Source organism: Sinorhizobium garamanticum (assembly GCF_029892065.1).
GTDB lineage: Bacteria > Pseudomonadota > Alphaproteobacteria > Rhizobiales > Rhizobiaceae > Sinorhizobium > Sinorhizobium garamanticum.
In genome coordinates this window covers 2,261,605-2,285,272 of the sequence record NZ_CP120373.1, presented here as the reverse complement: position 1 = coordinate 2,285,272, position 23,668 = coordinate 2,261,605, and the positions used below count along the sequence as shown (strand labels likewise).

The 23,668-nt window shown below is 62.2% G+C and carries 25 protein-coding genes; 19 read left to right on the top strand and 6 right to left on the bottom strand.

Going from position 1 to position 23,668, the window contains the following annotated elements:
* Nucleotides 1-43: 43 nt before the first annotated feature.
* From PZN02_RS10580 to PZN02_RS10570, 3 genes are all read left to right on the top strand, one after another.
* Nucleotides 44-736: a GntR family transcriptional regulator gene (locus PZN02_RS10580; RefSeq protein WP_280657963.1), complete on the top strand. Its 693-nt coding sequence runs from the start codon at nt 44-46 to the stop codon at nt 734-736.
* A 146-nt stretch (nt 737-882) separates the two neighbouring features.
* Nucleotides 883-1,563, top strand: coding sequence for a helix-turn-helix domain-containing protein (locus tag PZN02_RS10575; RefSeq protein ID WP_280657962.1), 681 nt, complete (start codon nt 883-885; stop codon nt 1,561-1,563).
* Between the two features lie 74 nt (nt 1,564-1,637).
* A complete protein-coding gene (locus PZN02_RS10570) occupies nt 1,638-2,741 on the top strand; it encodes a M24 family metallopeptidase (RefSeq protein ID WP_280657961.1) in 1,104 nt (367 codons plus the stop codon).
* Nucleotides 2,742-2,917: 176 nt separating this feature from the next.
* On the opposite strand, the gene PZN02_RS10565 is transcribed toward PZN02_RS10570, so the two are convergent.
* The gene (locus tag PZN02_RS10565) at nt 2,918-3,178 is read right to left on the bottom strand and encodes a hypothetical protein (protein ID WP_280657960.1); all 261 of its coding nucleotides are present in this window, start codon (nt 3,176-3,178) and stop codon (nt 2,918-2,920) included.
* Between the two features lie 219 nt (nt 3,179-3,397).
* Between PZN02_RS10565 and PZN02_RS10560 the strand changes: the two genes are divergently transcribed.
* The 12 genes from PZN02_RS10560 to PZN02_RS10505 all read left to right on the top strand — a co-directional run bounded on the left by PZN02_RS10560 (nt 3,398) and on the right by PZN02_RS10505 (nt 14,752).
* Nucleotides 3,398-4,114, top strand: coding sequence for a FadR/GntR family transcriptional regulator (locus PZN02_RS10560; RefSeq protein WP_280657959.1), 717 nt, complete (start codon nt 3,398-3,400; stop codon nt 4,112-4,114).
* The gene (locus tag PZN02_RS10555; RefSeq protein ID WP_280657958.1) at nt 4,111-5,277 is read left to right on the top strand and encodes a PLP-dependent transferase; all 1,167 of its coding nucleotides are present in this window, start codon (nt 4,111-4,113) and stop codon (nt 5,275-5,277) included. Before PZN02_RS10560 ends, PZN02_RS10555 begins: the two co-directional genes overlap by 4 nt.
* Nucleotides 5,278-5,326: 49 nt before the next feature.
* On the top strand, nt 5,327-6,589 hold the full coding sequence (locus PZN02_RS10550; protein WP_280657957.1) for an ABC transporter substrate-binding protein: 1,263 nt from the start codon (nt 5,327-5,329) through the stop codon (nt 6,587-6,589).
* Between the two features lie 120 nt (nt 6,590-6,709).
* On the top strand, nt 6,710-7,645 hold the full coding sequence (locus tag PZN02_RS10545; protein ID WP_280657955.1) for a carbohydrate ABC transporter permease: 936 nt from the start codon (nt 6,710-6,712) through the stop codon (nt 7,643-7,645).
* A gap of 5 nt (nt 7,646-7,650) precedes the next feature.
* Nucleotides 7,651-8,484 carry a carbohydrate ABC transporter permease gene (locus tag PZN02_RS10540; RefSeq protein ID WP_280657954.1) on the top strand — a complete coding sequence of 278 codons (834 nt, stop codon included), beginning with the start codon at nt 7,651-7,653 and terminating at the stop codon, nt 8,482-8,484.
* Nucleotides 8,485-8,493: 9 nt separating this feature from the next.
* Nucleotides 8,494-9,561 carry an ABC transporter ATP-binding protein gene (locus PZN02_RS10535; protein WP_280657953.1) on the top strand — a complete coding sequence of 356 codons (1,068 nt, stop codon included), beginning with the start codon at nt 8,494-8,496 and terminating at the stop codon, nt 9,559-9,561.
* A 229-nt stretch (nt 9,562-9,790) separates the two neighbouring features.
* Nucleotides 9,791-10,177, top strand: coding sequence for a c-type cytochrome (locus tag PZN02_RS10530; protein ID WP_280657952.1), 387 nt, complete (start codon nt 9,791-9,793; stop codon nt 10,175-10,177).
* Between the two features lie 143 nt (nt 10,178-10,320).
* Nucleotides 10,321-11,163, top strand: coding sequence for a cytochrome c oxidase subunit II (locus PZN02_RS10525; RefSeq protein WP_280657951.1), 843 nt, complete (start codon nt 10,321-10,323; stop codon nt 11,161-11,163).
* Between the two features lie 42 nt (nt 11,164-11,205).
* Nucleotides 11,206-12,984 (top strand): cytochrome c oxidase subunit I, encoded by a 1,779-nt coding sequence (gene ctaD / locus PZN02_RS10520; protein WP_280657950.1) that lies wholly within the window; start codon nt 11,206-11,208, stop codon nt 12,982-12,984.
* Nucleotides 12,981-13,679, top strand: coding sequence for a cytochrome c oxidase subunit 3 (locus PZN02_RS10515; RefSeq protein WP_280657949.1), 699 nt, complete (start codon nt 12,981-12,983; stop codon nt 13,677-13,679). Before ctaD ends, PZN02_RS10515 begins: the two co-directional genes overlap by 4 nt.
* Before the next feature lie 10 nt (nt 13,680-13,689).
* Complete coding sequence (locus PZN02_RS10510; RefSeq protein ID WP_280657948.1) at nt 13,690-14,406, top strand: heme-copper oxidase subunit III family protein; 717 nt, start codon at nt 13,690-13,692, stop codon at nt 14,404-14,406.
* Nucleotides 14,407-14,416: 10 nt separating this feature from the next.
* Nucleotides 14,417-14,752, top strand: coding sequence for a cytochrome C oxidase subunit IV family protein (locus PZN02_RS10505; protein ID WP_280657947.1), 336 nt, complete (start codon nt 14,417-14,419; stop codon nt 14,750-14,752).
* A 49-nt stretch (nt 14,753-14,801) separates the two neighbouring features.
* Here PZN02_RS10505 and PZN02_RS10500 read toward each other — a convergent pair whose 3' ends face one another.
* Both PZN02_RS10500 and gshB read right to left on the bottom strand, forming a co-directional pair.
* Entirely contained in the window at nt 14,802-15,809 is a 1,008-nt protein-coding gene (locus PZN02_RS10500) for a serine hydrolase domain-containing protein (RefSeq protein WP_280657946.1), read from the bottom strand.
* A 254-nt stretch (nt 15,810-16,063) separates the two neighbouring features.
* On the bottom strand, nt 16,064-17,008 hold the full coding sequence (gene gshB / locus PZN02_RS10495; protein WP_280657945.1) for a glutathione synthase: 945 nt from the start codon (nt 17,006-17,008) through the stop codon (nt 16,064-16,066).
* A gap of 286 nt (nt 17,009-17,294) precedes the next feature.
* Here gshB and PZN02_RS10490 point away from each other — a divergent pair, with 286 nt between their 5' ends.
* Nucleotides 17,295-18,008, top strand: coding sequence for a DUF6065 family protein (locus PZN02_RS10490; protein WP_280657944.1), 714 nt, complete (start codon nt 17,295-17,297; stop codon nt 18,006-18,008).
* Between the two features lie 191 nt (nt 18,009-18,199).
* The gene (locus PZN02_RS10485) at nt 18,200-18,424 is read left to right on the top strand and encodes a hypothetical protein (protein WP_280657943.1); all 225 of its coding nucleotides are present in this window, start codon (nt 18,200-18,202) and stop codon (nt 18,422-18,424) included.
* Nucleotides 18,425-18,673: 249 nt separating this feature from the next.
* Here PZN02_RS10485 and PZN02_RS10480 read toward each other — a convergent pair whose 3' ends face one another.
* Both PZN02_RS10480 and PZN02_RS10475 read right to left on the bottom strand, forming a co-directional pair.
* Nucleotides 18,674-19,462, bottom strand: coding sequence for an anti-sigma factor (locus PZN02_RS10480; protein WP_280657942.1), 789 nt, complete (start codon nt 19,460-19,462; stop codon nt 18,674-18,676).
* The gene (locus tag PZN02_RS10475; RefSeq protein ID WP_280657941.1) at nt 19,459-20,001 is read right to left on the bottom strand and encodes an RNA polymerase sigma factor; all 543 of its coding nucleotides are present in this window, start codon (nt 19,999-20,001) and stop codon (nt 19,459-19,461) included. Before PZN02_RS10475 ends, PZN02_RS10480 begins: the two co-directional genes overlap by 4 nt.
* 343 nt (nt 20,002-20,344) lie before the next feature.
* Here PZN02_RS10475 and PZN02_RS10470 point away from each other — a divergent pair, with 343 nt between their 5' ends.
* Nucleotides 20,345-21,727 (top strand): S8 family serine peptidase, encoded by a 1,383-nt coding sequence (locus PZN02_RS10470; RefSeq protein ID WP_280657940.1) that lies wholly within the window; start codon nt 20,345-20,347, stop codon nt 21,725-21,727.
* Between the two features lie 127 nt (nt 21,728-21,854).
* Here the strand turns inward: PZN02_RS10470 and PZN02_RS10465 are convergent, their stop codons facing one another.
* Entirely contained in the window at nt 21,855-22,304 is a 450-nt protein-coding gene (locus PZN02_RS10465; RefSeq protein WP_280657939.1) for an SRPBCC family protein, read from the bottom strand.
* A 251-nt stretch (nt 22,305-22,555) separates the two neighbouring features.
* Between PZN02_RS10465 and PZN02_RS10460 the strand changes: the two genes are divergently transcribed.
* The gene (locus tag PZN02_RS10460; protein ID WP_280657938.1) at nt 22,556-23,614 is read left to right on the top strand and encodes an adenylate/guanylate cyclase domain-containing protein; all 1,059 of its coding nucleotides are present in this window, start codon (nt 22,556-22,558) and stop codon (nt 23,612-23,614) included.
* Nucleotides 23,615-23,668 lie beyond the last annotated feature (54 nt).

Sequence of the window (23,668 nt, the reverse complement as noted above, 5' to 3'; positions counted from 1 at the left end):
TATCAGCCGCGCGCGAACCAACGCGGCAGGAGGAATCGCAATCTTGAAGGCCCTGGTTTTGCCGGCGTTGGAACGGCCGGAAGGCATGACCACACATGACTATGCCTTTGCACGCCTCAGACAGGCGATCATGGTCGGCGCCTTTCGCCCCGGGACGTCGGTGACGATCCGCGGTTTGGCCGAAGCGCTGGAGAGCAGCCCGACGCCGGTGCGCGAGGCGCTGCGGCAGTTGACATCGATCGGCGCCCTGCACTTCCTCGAGAACCGCCGTATCGTCGTGCCGCGCATCACGCCGGCACGGTTCGAAGAGCTGATTTCGCTGCGGATCGTGCTCGAAAGCCACGCCGCGCGCCGGGCGGTCGCCCATCTTTCCGACCGGCAGATCGACCGCATCGTCGCAATCGATGACGCCATCGAGGCCGCAATTCTCGATGGCCAGAAGGCTGCGGCGCTGATCGCCAACCAGGAATTCCATCGGCAGATCTACATGGCCAATCCCGACCAGATCGCCATGCCGCTGATCGAAAGCGTGTGGCTGCAGCTCGGACCCATTCTCGGCATCGCCATGGAACATGTCGCCGAACTCTACGTCATCGATCGTCATCGCGAGGCGATCGACGCGCTGAGACGCCGGGACGAAGACGCCGTGGCCGAGGCAATCGGAGCCGATATCCGCGAGGGTATAGGCGGCTTTGACCAGCAGGCGATCGCCAAGCTGCTCGGCCTCGCCGGCTGAAACAAACTCTCCGCTTATCGCCAAAGAAGCGGCAAGCTCGCCCAAACTCATACGCGATCGATTTTAGTGCGGCTAAAAAAGTCGTTGACAGCGGTTCGGGACTGCGAGAACTTTGAAGAAATACTAAAAAGTCGGGAGGCGCCCCTTTGAAAACGGAGAACGCTCCGGAAGCGCGCGTTGGCGTGGGCGATCCGCCGCTCGGCGAGCGACTGCGCCGGCGTCGGAAGGAACTGAAGCTGACGCTCCAGAACGTCGCCGACCGCTCGGGCTTTTCCGTCGGTTTCATTTCCCAGATAGAGCGCGGCATTACTGTGCCTTCCCTCACATCGCTGATCGCCGTCTGCCGTACGTTGAAAGTCGAAGTCAGCACCGTCTTCACGCCGCCGAAAGTTGCCTCGCCTGTCACCCGCCGCGCACACCGCCCGGTCTACGCGCTCGGCGACGGCGATGGCAACGTCTCTTACGAACGCCTCTCCGCCGCCTTCCCCGGCAATGTCCTTCGAAGCACGATCATTCATGAGCCACCCGGGCGTCGAAGCGAACCGATGTCGCACGAAGGCGAAGAGATTTACTTCATCCTCGAGGGCTCGCTGACCCTAGAGATCGACGGCGAGCGCATCGTTCTGGAGTCCGGCGACTCGGCCCATTTCCCATCCACGCGCACCCATGCCACCTGGAACCACACGAGCAAGCCGACGACGATCCTGCATACGTGCACAATGGACGTCTTTGGCGATGGCGAGCCTTCCGGCGACCCGGACAACAGCCTGGCGGTGACGCGCGGCGCAAGCCGCCGCGGCGTGGCGAAAAAACACAAGCCGCGCTGAGGCGGGAACGGCACGCATCTGCCGCCGCCCTCGCAAGCAGCGTTTCATCCACCAGCAACACAGGACGGAACCACATGAACGAACAGACGAAGATGCGGCTCGCCGCGCTGCGCACACGAATGAAGGAAACCGGCACGGGACTTATCGCTGTCGCGCCGGGGTCGCACATGGATTGGGTGCTGGGCTTCCACCCGCATCCAGACGAGCGTCCCTGCCTGCTTCTGATCGCGCCGGAACGGGAAGCCTTCCTGATGCCGGCGCTTAATGCCGAAGGCACGCGCGAGCATACCGACATTGACTTCTACAGCTGGTCGGATGCCGAAGGTCCCGTTCTGGCGCTCAAGGCGGCGCTTGCCGCGCTCGGTGCCGCAGAGCCTGGCCGCGTCGTTCTCGACGAGACGATGCGTGCGGATTTCGCGCTGCTGCTTCTCGACAATCTGCCGGAGGACACCGCACGTGATTTTACCCCTGGCACGCTTGGCGCACTGCGCATGCGCAAGGACCGCAGCGAATACGAACTCCTCAAAATGAATGCAGCGATCGCCGATCGCGCGATGCAGGCCGCCTTTTCGACGGTCCGTCCCGGCATGACCGAGAAGGAACTCGCGGCCGAGATCCGCGCGCACTTTTCCTCCGAAGGCGCAGCGCCAGCTTTCTGGATCGTCGGTTCCGGCGGCAACGGCGCCTTTCCGCACCACTCCGCCAGCGACCGCGTCATCGAAGAAGGCGATGCCGTGGTGATTGACATCGGTGGCCGCAAACAGGGCTTTCCGAGCGACATTACCCGCATGGCGGTCGTAGGCCGCGCGCCGGAGGGCTATGGTCAGATCCACACGATCGTGGAAAAAGCAGTGCAGGCTGCGATGAAGGCAGCCCGCCCCGGCGTGCCGGCAAAGGAGGTCGATGCGGCCGCGCGCAAGGTGATCGCGGATGCTGGCTATGGCGAATATTTCGTCCATCGCACCGGCCACGGCATGGGCATCGACGGTCACGAGCCGCCCTACATCACCGCGACCTCCGAAACGATTCTCGAGGAAGGCATGGTGTTTTCGATCGAGCCCGGCATTTACCTGCCTGGCCGTTTCGGCATTCGGCTCGAGGATATCGTGATCCTGCGCGCCGATGGGCCTGAGATCCTCTCCTCATTGCCGCGCGAGGTTTATGTCGCCAAGGTTTGACGGCGAGCGCCTTTTCGCTGTCCTATGAGACGACAGCGCCGGCGCGATGCACCGGCGTCCTTCGCCTACAGCGCCGCGCGTCCTTTTGGACGCGCAAAGGTCGTTGTAGCATTTTGAATGACTGCATGATTTTGTCCTTAAATCGATTCCGATTTAAGGACAAAATCATGCAGTAACTATTGGCCCGGATAGCTCCTGCTGCTCTTCGGCGGCTGCTTGCCAGCGCCCGCTTTCTTCCTTGCGGCTGCACCATAAGTGGCCGGGTTATCCTGGCCGGTAATCCAGAAAAAGAGATAGCTCGGCCAGGGCTTGCGTTGGATGCCGCTGTAATACTCACCCTTCCCGGTGCGCATCTGGGCATTCGCATCCGCTGGCAAAAGGCCGGATACGGTCAGGGCCACGGCAAGGGCGAGAGCGGCACAGACTCGATATCTCATCTCGGAATTCCTTCCCCCCGATATCGCGCTCAATCACGGCAACGGTCAAGGACCGATGCAGCGTGGGATCCGATCGCTTCTGTCGTGCTCCGACACAAGCCGCGACGTCGGCCCGCCCCTGCATCATAGACCGACGACCCGAGTTCGCCGCTTGACCACCGGATCTATCGTCGTCATATTGCTCAGATGTCAGACCAATTTGGCGTGAGGGAGCACCGGATGCCTCGGCAAGACAAGGCGACGCTTGTGCCCCTGCCCCCGGTCGACCGGGTGCAACAGGTCATTGCCGCTCTTGCCGACTACATCCAGCATTCCGGCCTGAAACCGGGCGATCGGCTGCCGGCCGAGCGCGAATTAATGGCGGCGCTCGCCGTCGGGCGCTCCACGGTTCGCGAGGTCCTCAGCCATTTCCAGGCGCTCGGCGTCGTCGAGGCCCGCAAAGGCAGCGGCACCTACCTGCTGCGTGCCATTTCCGGCGCGACGATCCACATGCCGCTGACGCTCGACACGGAACACCTGCGCGACGCGCTTCTGCAGACGCTCGAAGTGCGGCGCGGCATCGAGGTCGAGGCCGGCATGGTGGCCGCACGCCGCCGCACCGATGCGGACCTCGTCAACATCGAGACAAAACTTGATGAGATGGAACGCGTGCATCTCGCCAAAGGCACCTCCGGTCCGGAGGACCTGGCCTTCCATCTCGCGATCTACGACGCCACGCACAACCCGCTCTTCCGCCAGCTTCTCGAGCAGATGCGCGAGGCCTTCGAACGCTTCTGGGAGAAGCCCTTCGACCGGCCGGATTTTGCACGGCGCTCCTTTCCGTTCCACCGCACGCTTTTCAACGCCATCGCAGCGCAGGACACCAACGCCGCGCGCGAAGAAACACTGAAAATCCTCGCCATCGTCGAGGAAGACATCAAGGAAATGTCCAAATGAACAACGGCTTCGATCCGTTCGATGCAGCATCTCTCATCGTCGCGCATGACGAAGGCAACGCCTTCGACGCCGTCGTGCCGCCGATCGTGCAGACGTCGCTTTTCACCTTCAAGGACTATGACGATATGGTCGCCTCCTACCGGGGCGAACGCGTGCGGCCAATCTACACCCGCGGCCTCAATCCGACCGTCAGGATGTTCGAGGAGATGCTGGCGAAACTCGAAGGCGCCGAGGATGCGCTCGGCTTCGCGAGCGGCATGTCGGCGATCTCGTCGACCGTTCTTTCCTTCGTCGAGCCGGGCGACCGCATCGTCGCGGTCAAGCATGTTTATCCCGACGCCTTCCGCCTGTTCGGCACGCACCTGAAGCGCATGCGCGTCGAAGTAACCTATGTCGACGGACGCGACGAGGAGGCGGTGGCAAAGGCGCTCCCCGGCGCCAAGCTCTTTTATATGGAAAGTCCGACGAGTTGGGTGATGGACACCCACGATGTTACCGCCCTTGCCGCACTCGCCAAGGCCGAGGGCATTGTCACCGTGATCGACAATAGCTGGGCGAGCCCCGTATTCCAGCAGCCGATTTCGCTCGGGGTCGATCTCGTCATCCACTCGGCCTCGAAATATCTCGGCGGCCACAGCGATGTCGTCGCCGGGGTCGTTGCCGGATCGAAGGAACTGATCGGCCGTATCCGCTCCGAAGCCTACCCCTATCTCGGCGGCAAGCTTTCGCCTTTCGATGCCTGGCTCCTGATCCGCGGGCTTCGCACGCTGCCGATCCGCATGAAGGCGCACGAAAGCTCGGCCCTGACCGTCGCTGAGCGCCTGCAGAGCCATCCGCTGGTCGAAACTGTCTGCCATCCCGGCCTCGCCAATGATCTGCCGCCAGGACTTTCCGGCACGTCCGGCCTGTTCTCGTTCATCTTCCGCGAGGGCGTCGATGTGCGTCGTTTCGCCGATCATCTTCAATTGTTCAAGCTCGGCGTTTCCTGGGGCGGCCACGAAAGCCTCATCGTGCCGGGCGAAGTCGTTCTGGCGCAGAAAGCCCAGCCCAATTCCGCGGCCGCCTTCGGCATTTCGCCGCGGTCGGTACGGCTCCATGTCGGCCTGGAGGGAACGGAGGCCCTCTGGAGCGATCTCGAAGCGGCGATTGCCGTCGCTTCCTAAGGCCGACGACAAAGCAGAACCCGAACACCTAAGAAAAGGGGAACTGAAAATGAGGAAACTGATTACCGCAACCCTGCTTGCCACGCTGATGGCCGGCAGCGCGCTCGCTGATACAAAGCTGAAGCTCGTCGAGGTCATCACCAGCCCCGAGCGCACCGAGACACTGAAGTCGATCGTCGCCAAGTTCGAGGCCGCAAACCCCGGCACCACTGTCGAGATCATCTCGCTACCCTGGGGCGAAGCTTTCCAGAAATTCGCGACCATGGTCTCGGCCGGCGAAGTGCCGGATGTCATGGAAATGCCTGACACCTGGCTCTCGCTCTACGCCAACAACGGCATGCTCGAAAGCCTCGAGCCCTATCTCGCAAAGTGGGAGCACACGTCCGGCCTCACCGAGCGCGCGCTCGAACTCGGCCGCGACGTCAACGATACCGCCTACATGCTGCCCTACGGCTTCTATCTCCGGGCGATGTTTTACAACAAGAAGCTGCTGTCCGAAGCGGGCGTCGCCGAACCGCCGAAGACGATGGACGACTTCGTCAAGGCGTCCGAGGCGGTATCCAAGCTGCCGGGCAAATCCGGCTACTGCCTGCGCGGCGGTCCGGGCGGCCTCAACGGCTGGGTGATGTTTGGCGCCACGATGGCCGGCGACAACAAGTTCTTCAACGAAGATGGCACCTCGACGATGAACAGCGAGGGCTGGGTGAAGGGCCTGACCTGGGTCATCGACCTCTACAAGAAGGGCCTCGCGCCGAAGGACAGCGTCAACTGGGGCTTCAACGAAATCGTCGCTGGCTTCTACAGCGGCACCTGCGCCTTCCTCGACCAGGACCCGGATGCGCTGATCGCCATTGCCCAACGCATGAAGCCGGAGGACTTCGGCGTCACCACCATGCCGAAGGGGCCGAGCGGCAAGGCCTTCACCACGATCGGCTTTGCCGGCTGGTCGATGCTTTCCGCGAGCGAGAACAAGGATCTCTCCTGGAAGCTGATCGAAACGCTCGAAGGTCCGGAAGGCAATATCGAGTGGAACAAGCGCACCGGCGCGCTGCCGGTCCACAAGTCGGCCGAGAAGGATCCTTTCTACGCGAGCCCGCAATTCAAGGGCTGGTTCGACGAATTGGCTGACAAGGACGTCGTGCTGACCGTCATGCCGACCTACCTCGAGGAATTCGCCTACTTCAAGGACTCGCTGGCGATCAAGACGACCCAGGAAGCGCTGCTCGGCGACATTACGCCCGAAGAGCTCGCCAACCAGTGGGCGGACTACCTGACCAAGGCGCAGCAGAAGTACCTGGCGAACAAGAAGTAAAACCGGCACCGGCGGCGGTTCGTGCCGCCGCCGGTCGCCCGACTAAATGAGAAGCCGACTAAATGAGAAGAAGGCACGCCGAACGATAACGGCGGTCCAAAAAAGGGGAAAATTCGACCGATGGCCTATGCCGCACGCCATGACGGCCTGCATGCAATTCGTCCGCCGCTGATGAAGCGCATCGCCGACGCCTCCGCGCCTTATCTCTACAGCGCGCCGGCGCTGATCCTGATCGTCGCGGTCATGCTCATGCCGCTGGTGCTCGGCGTCTCCTATGCCTTCCGCGACATCCAGCTGCTCAAGCCGTTCTCCGGTGCCTTTGTCGGTCTCGATCACTTCAGGGCCTTGTCGCAAGATCAGGCGTTTTTCCGCGCGCTCAGCAACACGCTCTGGTGGACCGGCGCTTCCGTGCTGCTGCAGTTCACATTCGGGCTGATCCTCGCCCTCCTGCTCGACAAACCCTTCCACGGCCGCGCGATCGCCCAGGCTCTCGTCTTCCTGCCCTGGGCCGTGCCGAGTTTCCTCGCCGGCCTCAACTGGGCCTGGCTTTTCAACCCCGTCGTCGGTCCATTGCCGCATTGGCTCTATGGGCTCGGGCTCATGAGTCAGCCGGCCAACATACTGTCCGATCCCCAGCTCGCCATGTGGGGGCCGATCGTCGCCAATATTTGGTGGGGCATCCCGTTCTTCGCGATCACCCTGCTCGCCGCGCTGCAGGCGATCCCGCGCGATCTTTACGAGGCCGCCAGCATCGACGGGGCGGGACCGGTCCAGCGCTTCCTCTCGATTACCCTTCCCTTCCTCGCTCCGACGATCGCGATCACCATCCTCCTGCGCACGGTCTGGATCTCGAACTTTGCCGACCTCATCATCGTCATGACCAATGGCGGCCCCGCCGACCGGACGCAGATCGTCGCCAGCTACATCTTCACCCAGGCCTTCAAGCGGCTCGATTTCGGCTATGCCTCGGCGATCGCGCTGGTGCTGCTGGCGCTGCTCCTCGTTTATTCGCTGCTGATCGTCATCCTGAGACAGTGGCTCTTGAGCAAGGATTGAGTCCGATGCGCGCCAAATCAACCTTCCTCACCGTTGCGCACCGTCTGGCGATCCTCGCCTACATCGCCTTTGCGCTCTTCCCACTGTTCTGGCTGCTCAAGGTCGCGGTCACGCCGAACGATCTGCTCTACACCGAGGGTGTCCGGCTCTGGCCGTCACGGGCGAGTTTGGAGCATTTCGACTTCGTGCTCAGGCACAGCGCTTTTCCGGTTTTCTTCCGCAACAGCCTGATCGTTTCGGGCTCGACCGCGTTGATTGTGACGATTCTTTCTTCCCTCTCCGGCTACGCGCTGTCGCGCTTTCGCTTCCGCGGCAAGTATTGGCTGGTGACCTTGATGCTGCTCACCCAGATGTTCCCGCTGGTGATGCTGGTCGCGCCGATCTTCAAGATTCTCTCGCCGATGGGGCTCACCAACAGCCTTACCGGCCTCGTCATCGTCTACAGCGCTTTCAACGTGCCCTTCGCCACCTTCCTGATGCAGTCCTTCTTCGACGGCATTCCGAAGGATCTGGAGGAAGCGGCGATGATCGACGGCGCCACGCAGTTCGTCGCCTTCCGCCAGATCATTCTGCCGCTGACGCTGCCCGGCATCGCCGCGACGCTCGGCTTTGTCTTTACCGCCGCCTGGAGCGAACTGCTCTTCTCGCTGATGCTGATCTCCGGCAACGAGCAGGCGACCTTCCCGGTCGGGCTTCTGTCCTTCGTGTCAAAGTTCTCGGTCGATTTCGGGCAGATGATGGCGGCCGGTGTACTGGCATTGATCCCGGCCTGCCTCTTCTTCCTGTTCATTCAACGCTATCTCGTCCAGGGCCTCACGGCCGGCGCGGTCAAAGGCTGAGGATTATTCATGGCTTCCATCGATATCGCCAATATCCAAAAATCCTACGGCATCCACCCGGTGCTGCATGACGTCGACCTCAAGATCCGAGACGGTGAGTTCGTCGTGCTCGTCGGTCCGTCCGGCTGCGGCAAGTCCACCCTTCTGCGCATGATCGCCGGGCTCGAAAGCGTGACGGCCGGCGAGATTCGCATCGCTGGCAAGCGTGTCAACGAGCTCGCGCCGAAGGACCGCGACATCGCCATGGTGTTCCAGTCCTATGCGCTCTATCCGCACATGTCGGTCGAGAAAAACATGAGCTACAGCCTGCGGCTGCGCAAGACGGCCAAGGACAGGATCACCACCGTCGTTTCGGGCGCCGCCGCCAAGCTTGGCCTGGAGCCCCTTCTGGAACGCCGCCCGCGCGCGCTTTCCGGCGGCCAGCGCCAGCGCGTCGCCATGGGGCGCGCGATCGTCCGCCAGCCGAAGGCCTTTCTTTTCGACGAACCGCTGTCCAACCTCGATGCACGCCTGCGCGAACAGATGCGCGCCGAAATCAAGAAGCTACACAAGGACCTCGGCGCCACGTCGATCTACGTGACGCACGATCAGATCGAGGCGATGACGCTGGCGGACCGCATCGTCGCCATGAATGCCGGCGTGGTCCAGCAGGTGGGAAGCCCGCTCGACCTCTACGACCGTCCGGCCAACCTCTTCGTCGCGGGTTTCATCGGCTCTCCCGGCATGAATTTCTTCAAGGGCACATATCGTGCCGGCGAAAGGCCGAGTTTCGAGACGGAAGGAGGCGTCAGCATTCCGCTCGATGCATCCGCGTCGTTCGCGGACAATGCCAAGGCGACGCTCGGCATCCGTCCGGAACACGTCGTCCTTGCGGGTCACGGGCCGGACAGCCTGCTCGCGACTGTAGACCTCGTCGAGCCGACCGGATTCGGCATCATCCTGCACTTGTCGCTCGGCCGGACAAGCTTCAAGGCCTTCACCAACGACCGGTCCTTCCTCACGGCCTCCGGCACCGTCCCGATCCGCTTTCCCGCACACTACCTGCATTTCTTCGACGCGGAGGGCAATCGCGTCTGATCCCACGCGTCACAGCAGAACCGGCAGGAGTTGCATGTGCAAAGGCGCTTCAGAGCGCTGAACGCGCCCCGACATGGCAATTGACTTCTGCTATGTGGGCCTTAGTTTTGTTTTTGTCGCCAGTATCAACGCCCTCGGCGCGCCACCACTGAGAGAAGCAAGCACCGCCAATACAACGATTTGACGATAGTCCTCCTTGCCCCGCGCCCGGCGAAATTGAGGAAGTGTCATGCGAATTCCTGTTGTTGCCCTGTCTTTTTCGGCACTCTCACTCTGTCCCGTTGCTGGTCTCGCCCAGGAGGGCGACGCCGAGGCCGGCGCCACGGTCTTCAAAAAATGCGCGGCCTGCCACGTCGTGGATAAGGACCAGAACAAGGTCGGTCCGTCGCTCCAGGGCGTCATGGGCAGGACTGCCGGCACCCATCCGAATTTCAAGTATTCGCAGGCCATGACCGAGGCCGGTAAGGGAGGCCTCGTCTGGGATGAGGCGACCATGCGCGAGTATCTTCAGAACCCGAAGGCCAAGGTCAAGGGAACAAAAATGGCCTTTCCGGGCCTGAAGAAGGAAGACGAAGTCGCCAACGTGATCGCCTACCTCAAGCAATATTCACAATAGGTAGAACTATCGCGCGAAACGGGACCGGACAACAACCCTTTCGGGCGATTTGCGACTATTTTCCGTTCGTGCAATAATCGTGATCGGAACTCTACGGATTGCGTATTCATGCCCACAGCCGATTACGGTAGGAGGGACAAGAAATGGCCGTGGTGGTGATTCTGGTTTTGTTGGCCGCCGGATCAGTGTTGTTCCATTTGTTGAGTCCCTGGTGGTGGACACCAATCGCCTCCAACTGGAATTACATCGACAATACTCTCATCATAACTTTCTGGATCACCGGCTTCGTCTTCGTCGCGGTTGTCCTGTTCACCGCTTATTGCGTTTTCCGGTTCCGCCATCGGCCCGGAAACCAAGCCGCCTATGAACCCGAAAACAAGCGCCTTGAAGGCTGGCTCGCCGTAAGCACGACGGTTGGCGTCATCGCAATGCTGGCGCCGGGTCTTTTCGTCTGGAACCAGTTCATCACCGTCCCGGCGGCGGCAACGGAAGTCGAAGTCGTCGGCCAGCAATGGCTGTGGAGTTTCCGGCTCCCGGGCGCGGACGGAAAGCTCGGAACGTCGGAAACCCGGGACGTCGCGCCCGAGAACTCGCTTGGCCTCAATCGCAATGACGCGGCTACGCTCGACGACGTGATCATCGAGGGTGGCGAGCTGCATCTGCCGGTCGGAAAGCCCGTCAAGGTTCTCCTGCGTTCGGTCGATGTCCTGCATGATTTCTATGTGCCGGAGTTCCGCGCCAAAATGGATATGGTGCCCGGCATGGTGACCTATTTCTGGTTCACGCCGACGCGGACAGGCACGTTCGAGATCCTCTGTGCAGAGCTTTGCGGCGTCGGCCATCCGCAGATGCGCGGCACAGTAGTGGTCGACACCGAGGCCGATTACCAGACGTGGCTCGCCGAGCAGCAGACCTTTTCGCAATTGACGGCATCGTCCGATGACAGCCCGAAGGCGGTCACGGCCGTCGCCTCGTCGGCGCAATAGAGGGCGCCAGGGTAGAAATCTGGGAAACTTGGAGGGAATATAATGGTCGACGTCCGGTCCGGTATTGGCGAGGCGGTTCCGCCCGCCGAAGTCGAGGATGTTGAACTTTATCATCCGCACAGCTGGTGGACCCGATACGTTTTCAGCCAGGACGCGAAAGTCATCGCCATCCAATACGCGACGACGGCGATCGCCATCGGCATGGTCGCGCTGGTGCTTTCCTGGTTGATGCGCCTGCAACTCGGCTTCCCTGGCACCTTCGAGCTGATCGATGCCGAGCGCTATTACCAGTTCATCACCATGCACGGGATGATCATGGTGATCTATCTGCTCACCGCGCTCTTCCTCGGCGGCTTCGGCAACTATCTCATTCCGCTGATGGTCGGCGCCCGCGACATGGTGTTCCCCTACGCGAACATGCTGAGCTACTGGATCTATCTGCTCGCAGTGCTGGTGCTGGTCGCAAGCTTCTTCACTCCCGGAGGGCCGACCGGGGCCGGCTGGACGCTTTATCCGCCCCAGGCGATTCTGTCCAATACACCCGGCGGAAGGGATTGGGGCATCATCCTGATGCTCTCTTCGCTGATCATCTTCATCATCGGCTTCACGATGGGCGGCCTCAACTACGTCGTCACGGTTCTCCAAGGCCGGGCCCGTGGCATGACGCTGATGCGCATGCCGCTGACCGTCTGGGGCATTGTCACCGCCACGGTCATGGCCCTGCTCGCCTTCCCGGCACTGTTCGTCGCCTGCGTCATGATGCTTTTTGATCGGCTGCTCGGCACGAGCTTCTTCATGCCGGCAATCGCCGAGATGGGAGAGCAACTGCAATATGGCGGCGGCAGCCCGATCCTGTTCCAGCACCTCTTCTGGTTCTTCGGCCATCCGGAAGTCTACATCGTCGCCCTGCCCGCCTTCGGCATCGTTTCCGACCTCATCAGCACCCATGCTCGCAAGAATATCTTCGGCTACCGCATGATGGTTTGGGCGATCGTTATCATCGGCGCACTGTCCATGGTCGTCTGGGCGCACCACATGTACGTCAGCGGCATGAATCCCTACTTCGGCTTCTTCTTCGCCACCACGACGCTGATCATCGCAGTGCCGACGGCAATCAAGGTCTACAATTGGGTCCTGACGCTTTGGCGGGGCAACATCCACCTGACCTTGCCGATGCTCTTCGCTCTCGCCTTCATCGTCACCTTCGTCAACGGCGGCCTCACCGGGCTGTTCCTCGGCAATGTCGTGGTGGACGTGCCGCTCTCAGACACGATGTTCGTCGTTGCGCATTTCCACATGGTCATGGGCGTCGCGCCGATTCTGGTCATCTTCGGGGCGATCTATCATTGGTATCCGAAGATCACCGGGCGCATGCTCAACGAGGCGCTCGGCCAGTTGCATTTCTGGATCACCTTCCTTGGCTCCTACGCGATCTTCTTCCCGATGCACTATGTCGGCCTCGTCGGCGTTCCGCGCCGCTACCACGATCTCGGCGAAGTGGCGTTCGTGCCGGAGTCGGTCCATAGCCTCAATGCCTTCATCAGCGTCGCGGCACTCATCGTCGGCGCGGCCCAGATCGTCTTTCTCTTCAACCTCGTCTGGAGCCTGCGCCACGGCAGAGAGGCCGGCGGCAATCCCTGGCGCGCCACGACGCTCGAATGGCAAACGCCTGAAACGCCGCCGCCTCACGGCAACTGGGGCAAGGAACTGCCGGTCGTCTATCGCTGGGCCTACGACTACAGCGTCCCCGGCGCGCCCGAGGACTTCATTCCGCAAAACCAACCTGCACCCGGACGCGTCAGTCACGAGGCCGCCTCATGACGGTCGTGCTGGTCTTCCTGGCGGTCATCGCCGTCATCATCGCCTGGTGGCTGGCACAACAGCGACTGGCCTCGAAGCCGTGGCTGGAAGTCGGTCATCTGCATGACCATCGCGGCACCGAGCCCGTACCTGCCGCAAAGATCGGTCTCGCTGTCTTTCTCGCGGTCGTCGGCGCGCTCTTCACGCTTTTCATCAGCGCCTACTTCATGCGCATGGCCTCGTCCGACTGGTCGCCGCTGCCGCTGCCGCGCTTTCTTTGGATCAATACCGGTATTCTTGCGCTCAGCAGCGCGATCCTGCATTGGGCCAAGGTCGAAGCCGAACGACGGAACGAGGAAGCTGCCCGGACCAGCCTGCTCGTCGCATTCGCCGCAGGCCTCGCCTTCCTCGTCGGACAGCTTTTCGCCTGGCGCGCGCTTTCTTCCGCCGGGTATCTGCTGACCAGCAGCCCCGCCAACAGCTTTTTCTACATGCTCACCGCGATGCACGGCCTGCACATCGTCGGCGGGCTCGCGGCGCTCGGACGCGTCAGCCTGCGCACTTGGGATGCACCGATCGACCAGCGGTCGCGTCTCGCGATCGGGCTCTGCGCCACTTACTGGCATTTCATGCTGGCCGTCTGGCTGGTTCTATTTGCCCTCTTTTCAGGTTGGGCCAACGACGTCGTCGATCTCTGCCGTCAATTGCTGACATAGGAACGCTGACATGTCCGCTCCACTAAAGCCGTCCTCCATGGAAACGCTCCCATCCGGTCTCACCGGCTTGGCCGCCGACTGGGCCTCGGACCAGCGGGCCTTCAAGAATGTCTCCTGGGGAAAGGCCATGATGTGGATCTTCCTCCTGAGCGACACGTTCATCTTCGGCTGCTTCCTGATCGCCTACATGTCGGCGCGCATGTCAACCACCGTGCCTTGGCCGAACCCGAGCGAGGTCTTCGCGCTGGAGATCGGCGGCGTCCACGTGCCGCTGATTCTCATCGCCATCATGACGTTCGTCCTGATCTCCAGCAGCGGCACCATGGCAATGGCCGTCAACTACGGCTACCGCCGCGACCGGCGCAAGACCGCCGCGCTTATGCTCATCACCGCGCTGTTCGGCGCCATGTTCGTCGGCATGCAGGCATTCGAATGGTCGAAGCTGATTGCCGAAGGCGTGCGGCCCTGGGGTAATCCCTGGGGGGCGGCACAGTTCGGCTCGACCTTCTTCATGATCACCGGCTTTCACGGCACTCACGTCACGATCGGCGTGATCTTCCTGCTGATCATCGCCCGCAAGGTCTGGCGCGGCGATTTCGACACGGAGCGGCGCGGCTTTTTCACAAGCCGCAAGGGTCACTACGAGATCGTCGAGATCACCGGCCTCTACTGGCACTTCGTCGATCTGGTCTGGGTCTTCATCTTTGCATTCTTCTATCTTTGGTGAGGAGGGCATCATGGCTCCGGTAGAGGCGCATGCCGCGCAGCAGCACCACCCGATCAAGCTCTACCTTCTGGTCTGGGGCCTGCTTTTCGTCCTCAGCACTTTCTCCTATCTGGTCGACTATGTCGGCCTTCAGGGTTATCTGCGCTGGTCACTGATCCTGATTTTCATGGTGCTCAAGGCCGGTCTCATCGTCGCCGTGTTCATGCACATGGCCTGGGAGCGCCTCGCACTGATCTACGCGATTTTGCTGCCGCCCCTGCTCGTCCTGGTTTTCGTGGCGCTGATGGTGTCGGAGTCGAGCTACGTGCTCTTGACGCGGCTGCTGTTCTTCGGCGCGGCGCCCTGAACGCGATAGGCATGCGCGCCGTCATTTCCTGACCGTGGGCATGCCACGTTTAGGACGCCCGGACCGCATTCACGATCTCGGCCATGACAGCATGCAGCGCGTCGCGATAGCCGTTGCGCGCCGAAGGCCCGTTCTCCTCCGAGGTCATCACGACGGTTAGTTGCAGCGACGGGACGATATACAGCATCTGGCCACCATAACCCCAGGCAAAATGGACGTCCTCGCCGCCGATCGGCCGTGTGAACCAGCCATACCCATAGGCGTCGCCCGAGAAACGCGAATTGGTGCGCGCCTGCCATGAGAGCTCGATCCAATCTTCCGGAATGACTTGCTGACCCTCGGCCGTCCTGCCGCGGTTGCGGTAGAGCTCTCCGAAGGCAAGCAGCGAGCGGGCGCTCATCGCCATCTGGTTGCCGCCGAGATAAATCCCCTGCGGATCTCGTTCCCAAGCGCCGATCCGGAATCCGTCGACCGGACCGAGCCAATTGCGCGCGAGCGCCAGGGTCGACTTGCCGCTGACTTTCGTCAGGATCGCCGAAAGGAGATGGGTGGAGGCCGTCGAGTAAAGCATCCGCCCTCCCGGCTCGTCGTCGAAAGGCTGGGCCAGTGCAAAACGGACCCAATTGTTGCTGGAGACCCAGCGCCCGTAGTTCGGCCCAGACATCCGGCCCAGTCCAGCCTGCATCGAAAGCAGGTTGCCGATCGTGATGTCGTTCATTCGCGGGTCCGGCGAGGCCGGCAGCTCGCTTTTCAGGATCGGCGCGATTTTCTGGTCCGGGCCTTCGAGCAGGCCCTTATCAATCGCGATGCCGACAAGCGCCGAAACGATGGACTTCGACGCCGATTTGATGTTGGTCGAATCCTCAGGCGTATGGCCGCGATAGCCGCGTTCCGCGAGGACCTTGCCGTTGCGGGCAATGACGACGGTCTTCAGTGACGTCAGATTCTGGCGGGCCGCAAGGTCATCGAGCAGCGAAGGGACGGAAGGGATCTCCTGCGCGATCGCAAACGGCAGGAACGCGAAGAACGACAGGAAGGCGGCAATCAGCTTGACCATCCGCATCACCTAGAGCAGGTCCAGGAAAAGTGTGTAACGGTTTCCCGTCCGGAATTGCGTCATTTCAAATGAGTTAGGCTATTTCATTTGTTTCAATGAAATGGTCTAGCGCGGATGCTCGGCGAAATCATCACGCCGGTCCAGAACTCACGTCGATTTGAAACCAGTTTATTGCGAAGCCCACTACAGCGCCGCGCGTCATATCAGACGCGCAAGGCACTGTAGCATTTTGAATTGCTGTGGCGAGACCATCGTCACCCCGCCCGCTTCGCCTCCAGCACGTCCCACACCTTCGCTGCCACGTCCGGACCACCAAGCTTCCTCACGGCGCGAATACCGGTCGGAGCCGTGACGTTTATTTCGGTGAGCTTGTCATCGATGACGTCGATGCCGACGAGAATAAGGCCCTTCTCACGCAGGGAGGGACCCAACCGCTCGCAGATTTCCCGCTCCTTCTGGGTGAGGTCAGCGACGGTCGGCGCACCGCCGCGCACCATGTTGGAGCGCAGATCACCCGCTGCTGGCACACGGTTGACCGCGCCCGCGAACTCGCCGTCGACGAGAAGAATGCGCTTGTCGCCGTGCTTCACGTTCGGCAGGAACTGCTGAATGACCCAGGGCTCGCGGAAGGTCGTCGCGAAAATATCGTAGAGCGAACCGTAGTTGAGATCGTCCTTGGTGAGGCGCACCACGGCTGCGCCGCCATGGCCGAACAGCGGTTTCATGACGATGTCGCCATATTCCGCCCGGAACAGGTCAATTTCCGCCTTGTCGCGCGTGATGAGCGTCGGCGGCATCAGGTCCGAGAATTCGGTGACGAAGAGTTTCTCCGGAGCGTTGCGCACTTGAGCCGGATCGTTGACCACGAGGGTCTTGGGATGGATTTTCTCCAGGATATGGGTCGCCGCGATGTAGGAGAGGTCGAATGGCGGATCTTGGCGCATGAGCACCACGTCGACATCAGCCAGGTTCGCACGCTGCTTCTCGCCCAGCACAAAATGGTTGCCTTTCTCGTCGCGCACTTCGACCGGTTCCAGCGTGCAAAAGACATTGTCGCCGATCATCGCCAGGCGGTCGGGAGTATAGTGATAAAGCTCGTGTCCGCGCGCCTGCGCCTCCAGCATCAAGGCAAAGGCGCTGTCGCCCGCGATGTTGATTGAAGAGATATGATCCATCTGGACCGCAACTTTGAGTGTCATGGAGAGTCTCTCTCGGGCGAACCGCCGCCATTATGGAATTTGGGCCGGCTGGCGGTCTCGCCGGCCTCATTGACGAGACATGCATCCGGGCTGGCATTGCCAGCGCCATTCCGCATGTCGGTGACGTGCCATCTTGAAGCACGACTTCGACCTGCGTGCAACGGTGGCGGACGCCGTGGTGCTTGCCGCAGCAATTACGGAGACTTGCGGATCTCAGGGCAATCCCGGGGCGGAATAGAAGCCGCGCAATTCCGTTTCTCCCGAACCATTCAACTGGAGAACCGGGATGTTCAGTTTACCGAAGAAAGAACCGCGGGTGATCCGCTTTGTCTGCCGTCCGGAAGACTATGGCGTCATTGCGCCGCCGCTGCCTGCCAAATCGGTCCTGCCCGAGTGGTTCCGCAAGCTGCCGGCGATCGATCAACAGCACCTGGCGACCACTAACAACGGCCTGACCGTCAAGCGCTGCATGCCATTCCTCGACGCGCTCAGCACCGGTTGGATCCTGCCGATCGCCGCGACCGTGAGACTGGAAATCAAGGATGGCGGCCGCAGCGTGGAGACGGGCTGGGAATTCGACCGCGTCATGGTCAGCAATCACAGCGCCCATCAGGTGGCGGGAAACCCGCGAGACCCGTCTCCGCCTTGCAAGTTTCACAACTATTGGTCGATCCGCACACCGCCCGGCTGGAGCTGCCTGTTTCTGCCGCCGCTCAATCGGCCAGGACAGCCATTCGAATGTGTCGCAGGCGTCGTCGATACCGACACCTATGCCGCTCATATCCATTTTCCGTTCTTCGCCACGGCGCCCGACGGCCTGTATGTCGTCGAGAAAGGGACGCCGCTCGTGCAGGTCATACCGTTCCGACGTGTCGATGCAGCGGTCACGGCGGACATCCGCCCCGAAACGCGCAACGAAGCCGTGGAGCGCGAGGCGATTTATCGAAACACCATCGCCGGAGCTGGCTGGTATCGAAAAACGGCGCGCGCCGCCCGCTGACCTTTTCGAGCGGTCAAAGAAAGGGGGCCGGATCGATTGTCCGGCCCCCTCTTTTTGCCTCGTCTTCGAATTGCTGCATGCTTTATCCTTAACGCGACGCCGATCTAAGGAAGCATGCACTGGATTTTTAGCGCCACGCGCGCCACAACTTGCCCGGACGATACGACCGGTCGGAACCGTTCGAGCTCGAGTTGGACGAGCTGTTCGACGACGAGTTCGAGCTCGTGTTCGAGGAACTGTTCGAGGACGAATTGGAACTCGTGTTCGAGGAACTGTTCGAAGACGAGTTGGAACTCGAATTGTTCGATGAATTCGAACTCGAATTGGACGAACTGTTGCCAGCCACGATGATCTCGCCATGGCTCCGCCCCGCTGTTTGCGCGGTTTGGGTGGGCGAGCTCTCGACGTCAGTATAGATCTGCGGATGTTCCCTCGCCTCGGCGGCAGAGCCTGCGAACGCCGTCAAGGTGGCGATGAGTGCCGTACTCAGCTTCCAGTGCCTTGTCATGCCATTACTCCTTCTTGAAAACCGGACCGGTTCTTCCAGTCCGGCGGAGTAACGGACGATGCGTGCCTCTATTCCATCACTACAGCGCCGTGCGTCCTATCAGAGGCGCAAAGGTCGCTGCTGCACTTGGAAACGTGCGGTTGCGTTCGCGGCGGCTTTACCTTGAAGGACCTTGGCGGAGCTGGCTGAGAGCCTTGGCCTCTTCCGCCGCCTCCAGCGGCGGTCCGGCATCGATAGCGCCAAGATAGGCGTCGAGGGTCTCCGCGGACGATGCCGGCGCATAACCGCCACTGGTGCCGGGCGCAACGACAGCGAAGGTCACACGCCATTCGGCTCCGGTGCGGCACGCAACCGACACGACGGTCGAGCGGTCGGCGGAGTCCACCTCGAACTCCCGGCACAGCGTCTGCGCATTATCGCGGAACGTCGCTATCGCCCGGAAACGCTGGTTGGAGTCCGGCAGTTGCCGTTCCTCACCCGTGGCAACTGCCGCAAGCGCATCGTCAAGCGCGGAACCGCTGATGCCGGCGATATGCAAACCGCCATCGAGTGCCGGCTCCGCGCCGCCCCGCAACCAGTATCCGCCGATGCCGGCAACGACGACCGCGAGAGACGCGGCGATGGGCGCGAGCCAGCGATTTCCCCGGCGGTCATTTGCAGCGGGCCGCCGGAAAGGTAGAACGCGGGCGCTTGACGCATCCTGCTCAGACGTCCTTTCTGCGACCATTCTTTCGACGGCAGCCGAAAGTTCGGGCGGAAGCGGTTCCTCGAGCAGTGGTTTCATGGCCGTCTGTGCCGCCTGACGTGTCTCGATGAAAAGAGCCACCCGCGAGACGAGCTCCTCGTCCGCCTCCATCGCTCGCTCGATCTCGGCAGACATGTCGGAATCGAGCTCGCCGTCGGCGAACCGCATCAGCATTTCGTCGGAAAAATCCGCTTTGGTCATTCGTCTGCGCCCTTCATCATTTGAGAACGAGCGGCCGTCGTCGTTATTCCGGCGGCTTCGGCCAGATTCTTTCGGGCCCTCGCCAGTCGGCTCATGATCGTTCCAATCGGGACGCCGAGCACATCGGCCGCCTCGCGGTAGGAAAGCTCTTCGACGCAGACCAGAAGCAGCACCTCGCGCTGTTCGTTCGGCAAATCGGCGATCGCCTCAGCCACCGTCTTCAGAGTCAATCGCGCCTCGGCTTCGCGTTCTCCATGCGCTCCCGCGATATCCTGGCGCTCGGAAATATCGTCCTGCACGCCTGCAGTCTTCTGCCTGCGCACATGGTCGATCCAGAGATTACGCAGTATACGAAACATCCACGCGTCGAATCGCGTGCCCGGCTCGAAGCGCTCGGCACTGGCGAGCGCGCGCTCACAGGCCGCCTGCACGAGATCATCGGCGATATCACGCGAACCGCAAAGCGAGATGGCGAAGCGGCGGAGATTGGGCAGGAACGCAATGAGGCGTTCGCCGACGTCCTTCACTGCACTGCTCATCCCGAAACTCCGCGATTCTGGCTACTGCTTCTTAAATCGGTGCCTATTTAGGAATAAAAACATTCCGTAATTCAAAGTTCTACAACGACCTTTGTGCGTCGGAAACAACGCACTGTGTTCTAATGCATGTCGCCCAAAAGTGTGCAGCGGTTTTGGGGCAACGACATGCATAAAAACAAGAACCTAAAGCGCGTCGCATGAGTCCGAATGAACGCGACGCGCTTTAGAAGACGGAATAGATCGACGACTCGGCCGTTTCGTTCCAATCTACAGGCACCGGCCGCTGCAGTCCAAGGTATGTCCTCTCATGCTTGAGCGCTGCCAAACCGTTCGAGGTTCTCAGATGCTGACCCGTCGCGCGCTTAGACTTGCACTGATCGCCCCATTCGCAGCAACAGCATTGTTGGCGGGTGACATCATCGCTCCTCGAAACACGATACTGTTTCAAATGCTCGGGACCTATGAGGCGCTCGCTGACGACGACGATGACGACGATGGCGGCGGTGGTTCCAGAGGCTCCGGCTCCTTCCGCAGCGGAGCGGGATGGAGCGGCGGAAGGAGTCTGCTCCCGTTCCGAGGCCTGTTGCCAAGGCGAAGCAGCCCGCGACGCTCACAGCCCCCTGTGCCTGCTGTCCAAGCGCCGAACGAGATCATCGGGCTTGGCTTCAGCCCGGCTCAGCTAGAGCAGTTGACGGCGTCCGGCTTCCAGGTCCTCGAACGAGGCACGATGGCGACGTTCAACACCGAGATAATCAAGCTTCGCATCCCCTCTGAGCTGACGATGGACGCCGCCCGGCAGCAAGCCCGGGCTCTCGCGCCACAAGCGGTCGTCGATTTCAATCATTTTTTCCGACCGGAGCAGCGGGCCGAGCGGCCATGTGTCGCCAACGACTGCCTGGCGCGCAGCGTCATTGGCTGGCCTTCGGCTCAAGATTGGCCCGGCGCTTGCGCCGGCGGTGCGCGGATCGGTCTCGTCGATACAGCAATCAACCCTGAACACGACGCCTTCGAACACGGAAACGTCGAGATCATCCGCCTTGCCGATGAAAAGTTGCCGGAGTCCGGCAGACAGCATGGCACCGCCGTCGCGGCGTTGCTCGTCGGATCCGCGGCGACCCGCACGCCGGGCCTGATACCCGGCGGCAGGCTGATCGCCGTGGACGCGTTTCACCGCGCCGGGCGCCAGGACGACCGCTCCGGCGCGTTCGATCTTGTCCGTGCCATCGACCTGCTCATCGCGCGCGAGGTGCACGTCATCAATCTGAGCCTCTCGGGCCCGCCCAATCTGCTGCTTGAACGGGTCGTGAAGAAAGTGGGCGAGCGCCAGATCATTGCCGTTGCCGCCGCCGGCAACGACGGCCCGAGGGCGGAGCCGGTCTATCCGGCGGCTTACGAAGAGGTGATCGCGGTGACCGCGACCGACAAGCACAAGCGGCCCTACAGGCGCGCAGGGCGCGGCGAGCACATTGACTTCGCCGCCCCGGGTGTCGCCGTCTGGACCGCGGCCTCGGTCAGCGGGGCGCGTCCGAAAACGGGCACGTCTTTTGCAGCACCTTTCGTCACCGCCGCGGTGGCACTGTTGAAGGCGTCGAAACCGGAACTCGCACCCGATCGAATCCGTGAGATGCTGACGGGAAACGCCGAGGATCTCGGTGATCCGGGCAAGGACCCTGTCTTCGGCTGGGGCCTGTTGAACGCGCACGCTATCTGCGAAACGGTGCCTTGAGGTCCAGCAGCTTCTCGACGCGCACGTGCTTCCTGCCCTAACGAAGCCCCACGGGAAACGGTACGATCCGCACGTCGCAAACGCGCGGCCGTGTAGTGTCAGCTGAATCGGAATAACGCCCGAGACGTCAGCCGGTGCGACCGTGCCAGGGATCCGGTCCCGGATCGCGACCGGCCGCAACTTCGGCCAGCCGGTCGAGGTAATGGGCCCAGCCCTCCGCATGGCCTGCGCACTGCTCGGCATTAGGCAGGCCGCTATGGGTCAGCCGCAGCAGCGTTCCGTCCGGCTGTTCGATGAGGTCGATCTCGACAAGGCTCGACGCCGGCGGCACGATCTCGCTGTCATCCCAGCCGAAGCTGTATACCAGGCGGTGCACCGGCACGACCTCGCGGAAGGAGCCGCGGGCGAAGCGCGCCCCGGTGACGTTCACGAGATAGAGCCCGCCAGGCTCCGGCTCGACGTCAGCCTCCGTTCCCATCCAGCGCAGGATCTTCTCAGGATCGGTCAGCAGAGCGAACACCGCGGCGGGCGGCGCTGAAATATGTGTTTCACGGCGGACGACGAGGGTCTCTGGCATCGGTCTCCCCCAGTGGTTGCGACGTGCTGCCCGACTGCGGTCAAACGGGCAAACGCCGGATCGGTACCCGATGATAGACCGGCGCGGCCGACCGCGCCACCACTTAAGGCCTCGCGCATTTCTGCAGGCGCGCACCGATCGCGATAGCACTTTGAATTTGCTGGGTGTTTTTTCGTTGAATCGGCCCTCCTGCAAGGAACGGTCCTGTAACCCAGATGACAGGTGAGCGAACGTGACGCTATGATCGCGGCATGGATCTGCCCGCACCCCTTGCCTGGCTGGTCGACGAGGCCGGCGCGTCGCCCGGCCCGGACCGGTTTTTGGCCGAGCTCGGCCGCCGGCTGCAGGCCGACGGACTTCCGTTGATCGGCGGTGCGCTGACGCTGGCAGTGCCGCATCCGATCGTCGCCCGCCGCACCTGGCTGTGGCGGGCGGACACCGGGACGGTGATCGAAGCCCTCGCTTTTGCAGGCAGCCCACCCAACCAGGCAGGACACGACTGGCTCGCCGGGCTGGGGCCGGTGCAGGAAGACACGGTCGGCCCAGTGCCGGACAGACTGGTGCTGGGCTGGGCCGGCAGCCGAACATTCGATCCTGCCGAGACGTCCCAGCTGCGTCAGGCCGCACGCTTCGCCGCCGCACCCTTGGCTACCTTGGCCGAACGGGCAGCACTTGCAACGCTGCTCGAGGCCTATCTCGGCCGGCGCAGCGCCGCCCGGGTGCAGGCCGGCGCGCTCAGTCGAGGCACCGGAGAGACCATCCGTGCCGTGCTGCTTTGTACCGATCTGCGCAACTTCACCGCCTTGTCCGAGGCGACGGAGCCTCAGGCGATGATCGCTACCCTCGATGCCTGGTTCGACCGCGTCGCCGGGGCGATACACGCCTTCGGGGGCGAAGTCCTGAAGTTCATGGGCGATGGCCTGCTGGCGATCTTTCCCGTTTCCAGCACACCGGCCGAGGCCTGCGGGGCGGCATTGCGCGCGGTCGTCGCGGCCCGCGCCGGCATGGCCCATCTCGATGCCACCCGTGAGGCGCAAGGGCTGCCACCGCTGCCCTTCGGGGTGGCGCTGCATCTCGGCGAGATCTTGTGGGGCAATATCGGCGCGGCCGACCGGCTGGACTTCACCGCCATCGGCCCGGCGGTCAACCTGGTTAGCCGGCTGGAGGGGCTGTGCCGGCCGCTTGGCCGGTCGGTGCTGCTCTCGGGCGCGGTCGCCGCCGAGACCACCACACCGCTGGTGCCGCTTGGCGAACACGTGTTGCGCGGCATCGCGGCGCCCTGCGCCGTATTCACGCTGCCGGATGCTTGAGCCGTCGTCGGCGGCACATCATCTGTTCGGATCGCCTTCAGAGGCCCCGCGTTC

Coding starts and splice junctions, on each gene's coding strand:
- PZN02_RS10545 (WP_280657955.1), top strand. CDS start 6,710: ATGGCCTATGCCGCACGCCATGACGGCCTGCATGCAATTCGTCCGCCG.
- PZN02_RS10490 (WP_280657944.1), top strand. CDS start 17,295: ATGTTCAGTTTACCGAAGAAAGAACCGCGGGTGATCCGCTTTGTCTGC.
- PZN02_RS10500 (WP_280657946.1), bottom strand. CDS start 15,809: ATGGTCAAGCTGATTGCCGCCTTCCTGTCGTTCTTCGCGTTCCTGCCG.
- PZN02_RS10505 (WP_280657947.1), top strand. CDS start 14,417: ATGGCTCCGGTAGAGGCGCATGCCGCGCAGCAGCACCACCCGATCAAG.
- PZN02_RS10525 (WP_280657951.1), top strand. CDS start 10,321: ATGGCCGTGGTGGTGATTCTGGTTTTGTTGGCCGCCGGATCAGTGTTG.
- PZN02_RS10530 (WP_280657952.1), top strand. CDS start 9,791: ATGCGAATTCCTGTTGTTGCCCTGTCTTTTTCGGCACTCTCACTCTGT.
- PZN02_RS10535 (WP_280657953.1), top strand. CDS start 8,494: ATGGCTTCCATCGATATCGCCAATATCCAAAAATCCTACGGCATCCAC.
- PZN02_RS10460 (WP_280657938.1), top strand. CDS start 22,556: ATGGATCTGCCCGCACCCCTTGCCTGGCTGGTCGACGAGGCCGGCGCG.
- ctaD (WP_280657950.1), top strand. CDS start 11,206: ATGGTCGACGTCCGGTCCGGTATTGGCGAGGCGGTTCCGCCCGCCGAA.
- PZN02_RS10480 (WP_280657942.1), bottom strand. CDS start 19,462: ATGACCAAAGCGGATTTTTCCGACGAAATGCTGATGCGGTTCGCCGAC.
- PZN02_RS10570 (WP_280657961.1), top strand. CDS start 1,638: ATGAACGAACAGACGAAGATGCGGCTCGCCGCGCTGCGCACACGAATG.
- PZN02_RS10540 (WP_280657954.1), top strand. CDS start 7,651: ATGCGCGCCAAATCAACCTTCCTCACCGTTGCGCACCGTCTGGCGATC.
- PZN02_RS10470 (WP_280657940.1), top strand. CDS start 20,345: ATGCTGACCCGTCGCGCGCTTAGACTTGCACTGATCGCCCCATTCGCA.
- PZN02_RS10515 (WP_280657949.1), top strand. CDS start 12,981: ATGACGGTCGTGCTGGTCTTCCTGGCGGTCATCGCCGTCATCATCGCC.
- PZN02_RS10475 (WP_280657941.1), bottom strand. CDS start 20,001: ATGAGCAGTGCAGTGAAGGACGTCGGCGAACGCCTCATTGCGTTCCTG.
- PZN02_RS10565 (WP_280657960.1), bottom strand. CDS start 3,178: ATGAGATATCGAGTCTGTGCCGCTCTCGCCCTTGCCGTGGCCCTGACC.
- PZN02_RS10510 (WP_280657948.1), top strand. CDS start 13,690: ATGTCCGCTCCACTAAAGCCGTCCTCCATGGAAACGCTCCCATCCGGT.
- PZN02_RS10550 (WP_280657957.1), top strand. CDS start 5,327: ATGAGGAAACTGATTACCGCAACCCTGCTTGCCACGCTGATGGCCGGC.
- gshB (WP_280657945.1), bottom strand. CDS start 17,008: ATGACACTCAAAGTTGCGGTCCAGATGGATCATATCTCTTCAATCAAC.
- PZN02_RS10465 (WP_280657939.1), bottom strand. CDS start 22,304: ATGCCAGAGACCCTCGTCGTCCGCCGTGAAACACATATTTCAGCGCCG.
- PZN02_RS10555 (WP_280657958.1), top strand. CDS start 4,111: ATGAACAACGGCTTCGATCCGTTCGATGCAGCATCTCTCATCGTCGCG.
- PZN02_RS10560 (WP_280657959.1), top strand. CDS start 3,398: ATGCCTCGGCAAGACAAGGCGACGCTTGTGCCCCTGCCCCCGGTCGAC.